This is a genomic window from Nocardioides sp. P5_C9_2, assembly GCF_054049555.1.
Map to the genome: position 1 here is coordinate 1 of NZ_JBFUMD010000356.1, position 4,145 is coordinate 4,145.

General features: G+C 71.2%; 5 protein-coding genes and 1 pseudogene. All 6 read right to left on the reverse strand.

Annotated elements, in window-relative coordinates; genetic code table 11:
• The coding region (locus tag ACXJKL_RS15905; RefSeq protein ID WP_457208005.1) for a hypothetical protein at positions 1–231 on the reverse strand (231 nt) is incomplete at its 3' end.
• A gap of 123 nt (positions 232–354) precedes the next feature.
• Positions 355–1,191, reverse strand: coding sequence for an ABC transporter substrate-binding protein (locus ACXJKL_RS15910; RefSeq protein WP_457208006.1), 837 nt, complete (start codon positions 1,189–1,191; stop codon positions 355–357).
• A 1-nt stretch (position 1,192) separates the two neighbouring features.
• Entirely contained in the window at positions 1,193–1,789 is a 597-nt protein-coding gene (locus tag ACXJKL_RS15915; RefSeq protein ID WP_457208007.1) for a GTP-binding protein, read from the reverse strand.
• Positions 1,770–2,120 (reverse strand): DUF742 domain-containing protein, encoded by a 351-nt coding sequence (locus ACXJKL_RS15920; RefSeq protein ID WP_457208008.1) that lies wholly within the window; start codon positions 2,118–2,120, stop codon positions 1,770–1,772. The genes ACXJKL_RS15915 and ACXJKL_RS15920 overlap by 20 nt, the downstream gene beginning before the upstream one ends.
• A gap of 35 nt (positions 2,121–2,155) precedes the next feature.
• A complete protein-coding gene (locus tag ACXJKL_RS15925; RefSeq protein WP_056887795.1) occupies positions 2,156–2,581 on the reverse strand; it encodes a roadblock/LC7 domain-containing protein in 426 nt (141 codons plus the stop codon).
• Between the two features lie 20 nt (positions 2,582–2,601).
• A pseudogene (locus tag ACXJKL_RS15930) lies at positions 2,602–4,145 on the reverse strand (hypothetical protein); the annotation flags it as partial.

Sequence of the window (4,145 nt, forward strand, 5' to 3'; positions counted from 1 at the left end):
CGCCCTGGCCGCCGCCTCGGGGTCCGCGCCCTCGCACCAGGACGACAGGTCCTCCAGCTCGAGGACGGTGGAACCGCCCCGGACCTCGGCCCGGAACGCCGTCGGCACCCTCACTCCGGCCGTGGGTGCGATCTCGGCGTAGAACCGGACCTCCCGCGCGAACATCTGGAGCCGGTCGGGGATGGATCCCGGCCGGGCGGGCTCCCGGGACTTCGTGAAGATGGCGGTCACCGCCACATGCTCACACGCGGGGACGGATCCCGGATGGTGCGAGGAACGGACGCGGCTGACGGCGAGGAGGTCATCCCGCGGGTGCGGGAGCTCCTCGCCGTCTGCGCGACCGGTCGAGCTGGGTCAGGACTTCTTCTTCGCGCCGAACCACTCGGCGTACATCTCGTCGTAGCCGCCGCTCTCCTTGAGGTCGGCGATGACGGCGTTGACGACCCGCAGGAGGTCGACGTTGCCGTCCTTCTTGACCGCCATGCCGTACTGCTCGCCGGTGTCGAACTCGGCGGCGATCTGGAAGGAGGGGTACTCCTTGATCGCCGAGCCGGCGACGGTGTTGTCGTACACGCCGGCGTCCACGGTGCCGCCGTTCAGGGCGCTGGACATCTCGCCGATGTCGTCGAAGGGGACGACCTGGGTGTTGCGCGGCGCGTTGTCGGTGACGTAGAGCTCACCCGTCGTGCCGGCCTGGACTGCGATCCGGCCGCCCCGCAGGTCGTCGAGGTTGCGGATGCCGCTCGCGCCGGTGACGACGAGCGCCTGTGCGGCGTTGAAGAACGGGCTCGAGAAGTCGAGCACGCGGGCCCGGTCACCGGTGATGGTGAGACCGGCGGCCGCGATGTCACAGGCGTTCTCGTTGAGCAGCTGACCGGACTGCACGGCGTCGAAGTCGTCGTTGTTGAAGTCCGGCTCGACGCCGAGCTCCTCGGCGACGGCCTTGGCCAGATCGATCTCGAAGCCCACCGTCTCGCCGTTCCGTTCGAACTCGAACGGCTCGTACGGCAGCGACGTGCAGACGGTCAGGTAGCCCGCCCGGATGACCTGCGGGTCCGGGTCGGTGCTGGCGGCCGAGCTGGTGCCGCCACACCCTGCGGCGGTGAGGACCACCGCCAGGAGGGCGATGCCGGGAGCCGTACGGCGCGAGGACGGGCCGGACAGTCGCCGGACACGAGACGTGAGGGACATGTCAGTGGACTCCCACGGACAGCTGCGCGGTCAGCTTCTGCAGCGAGTACTCGGTGATGCGCAGGAGGGCCGTCTTGGCCGACTCACGATCACGGGCGTCGATCGCGATGATCGGCACCTCGGGGGGCAGTGCCAAGGCGTTGGCGATCTCGTCGAGCGAGTACTGCTGGACGCCCTCGAACTGGTTGACCGCCACGATGAACGGCAGTCCCTTGTGCTCGAAGTAGTCCAGCGGCGAGAACGACTCGTCCAGGCGGGCGGTGTCGACCAGGACGATCGCCCCGATCGCGCCCAGGCACAGGTCGTCCCACATGAACCAGAAGCGGCGCTGGCCGGGCGTTCCGAAGAGGTAGAGGACGAGGTCCTCGGCAAGGGTGAGGCGTCCGAAGTCCATGGCCACGGTGGTCGTCGACTTGGCGGGTACCGCGGCGAGATCGTCGACACCCTCCGACTCGTTGGTGACGAGGGCCTCGGTACGCAGCGGCTGGATCTCGGAGACCGAGCCCACCAGCGTCGTCTTGCCCACGCCGAAACCACCGGCGATCACGATCTTCGTCGACGCCGCCTTGCGCGAGGCGCTAGTAGGTGCGAAGTCCACGGAGGGTCCTTTCGATGAGCTCAATTCGCTCGTCACGAGACGAGTCGTTGGTGATGGTGGCCTGCACACGGATGTGTCCGTGCTCGACCAGGTCGCTCAGCAGCACCCGGACCACGCCTATCGGCATGTGGACCAGGGCGGCTACCTCGGCGACGGAACGGGTGTCGCAGACCTCCAGGACCTTCAGCGCGGCTGCGCTGAGGGCACCGGTGCCGTCCTCCTKCGTACGGAGGGTGGCTTCCATCGGCAGGTCGACCGAAGCCTCGGTGCGACCTGACGTGATGGTGTACGGACGGATGAAGCGAGGCTTGGGTGTCGCCTCGTCATCCATGCCGCTGAGGTCAGGGGGTGCCACGGCAGGTCACGTCATCCGGTGGTGACGCGGGCCTCGGCCTGCACCATCCGGCCGACGCGCTCGACCAGCAGGGCCATCTCGTAGCCGACCTGGCCGATGTCGGCAGCTTCCTCGGTGAGGACGGTGAGGTTGGAGCCGTCACCGACGCTCATGAGCATGAGGTAGCCGTGCTCCATCTCGACGACGGTCTGGAGCACAGCTCCCCCGTCGAAGAGGCGGGCGGCACCGACGGCGAGGCTGGCGAGACCGGAGGACACGGCGGCGACCTGCTCGGCGCGCTCGTCCGGGATGCTCTCGCTCATGGCCATGAGGAGCCCGTCGGCGGACACGAGGATGGCGTGGGCCGCGTCGGTGACTTCCTCGACGAAACGCGACACGAGCCAGTCGAGGTTGCGCTCGTCGGGCTGCGCGTAGGCAGCGGAGTCGTATTCGGTCATGGGGACTACTTCCGTTCCTGCTAGTTGGTGCGGTCGGCGGTGGAGTGGTGTGACTTCTGGCGGCCCCGGTTCACGCCGGCCGCGTAGGCGGCGTAGCGGGACCGGATGGCTTCGGGATCACGCGGCGCGACGGTCGTCGGCTTGGTGATGCCACCCGGCACGAGGAGCGTGCCGGGGCGACGGATCGGGAGGCCTGCGCCGGCGGCGGGGGCGTCCTTGGCGGACTCGGCGACCTGCTCGGCACGCTGCCAGCCGGCCTCGACCTCGGTGGACTGCCATCCGGAGCCCCCCTCGGAGGTCAACCAGCTGGAGCGCAGCGTCCCGAAGATCGAGCCGTCGTCCTCGGTGTCCTGCTCGACCTGTACGTCGCCGTCCAGCGCCGAGCGGGAGCTCGCCGTGCGGTCGGTGCCGGGGGTGCGCAGCGGCTGCTGCGGCCCGCCCCCGGAGGCCTCGTAGCTGGCGCGGCGGGTGGCCGACGCCGGACGGAAGCGGGTCAGGGACGACGCACGCCCGACCTGCGGGCGAGCCTGCTGGGGGGCCGTGCGGGCGACGGGCGCCTCGACCGGAGCCGGAGCCTGCTCGCGACGCTCGGTCAGGGAGGTCACGTCCGCGGTCCGGTTGCCGAGGCCACCCTCACGGAAGCCACGGTTCGCGGCGTCCTGGTCGGCGAGGGTGCCGCCCCGCTGCCGGGTGGGCAGGGAGCCCAGGGACGGGGCGGCGGGCGCCTCGACGGTGGACTCGCGGAACGGGCTGGTGGCCGCCGTCTGGTCCGACAACGTGCCTCCACGCTGACGGGTCGGCAGGCCTGCGAGGCCGGTACCGAGGCCGCCGGGACCGTCGACCAGGGCCGCCGGGGTCTCGGGGACCTCGACCTCGGGAACCTCGATCTCCGCGGCCTCGACCTCGGGCACCTCGACCTCGGGCACCTCGATGTCCGCAGGGGCGGACGCGACCGGGGCGGTCGGCTCGGCGTCCCGGAAGGGACGGGTCGCGGCTTCCTGGTCGTTCAGGGTGCCGCCGCGCTGACGCGTGGGCAGTCCGCCACCGAGAGCAGCCGGGGCAGCCGGRGCAGCCGGAGCAACCGGAGCAACGGAGGCCGCCGGGGCGACCGGAGCAGCCGGAGCGGCCGGAGCAGCGTCCCGGAAGGGGCTGGTCGCCGCTTCCTGGTCCGACAGCGTGCCTCCGCGCTGGCGGGTCGGCAGGCCACCTCCCAGACCGGCACCACGGGCGGCGGGGGCGGCAGGCGCCTCCGGCTCGGACTGGTCCTGGTCGGTCGGCTCCTCCGGGAGCGGGTCGGTCAGCGGGTCGAAGAGCGGGCCGGTGAGCAGGGTCGACACGGGCGCCATCGCGGCCGGCGACGGGAGCTCGGGCTGCGGGGCCGTCTCGGCGACGGGCTCCTCGGCGACAGGCTCCTCGGCGGCCTCGACCTCAGTGGTCTCGACCTCAGCGGTCTCGACCTTGGCGGAGTCCTCGTCGTACGACGTGTCCTCGGCGACCGTGTCCTGGTCCGTGTCCTGGTCTGTGTCCTCGGCACCACCGTCGACCTCGGTCCCCACCATGGCGG

Excerpts from the sequence above, each read along its gene's own strand:
- ACXJKL_RS15910 (WP_457208006.1), bottom strand. The coding sequence starts at position 1,191 with ATGTCCCTCACGTCTCGTGTCCGGCGACTGTCCGGCCCGTCCTCGCGC.
- ACXJKL_RS15925 (WP_056887795.1), bottom strand. The coding sequence starts at position 2,581 with ATGACCGAATACGACTCCGCTGCCTACGCGCAGCCCGACGAGCGCAAC.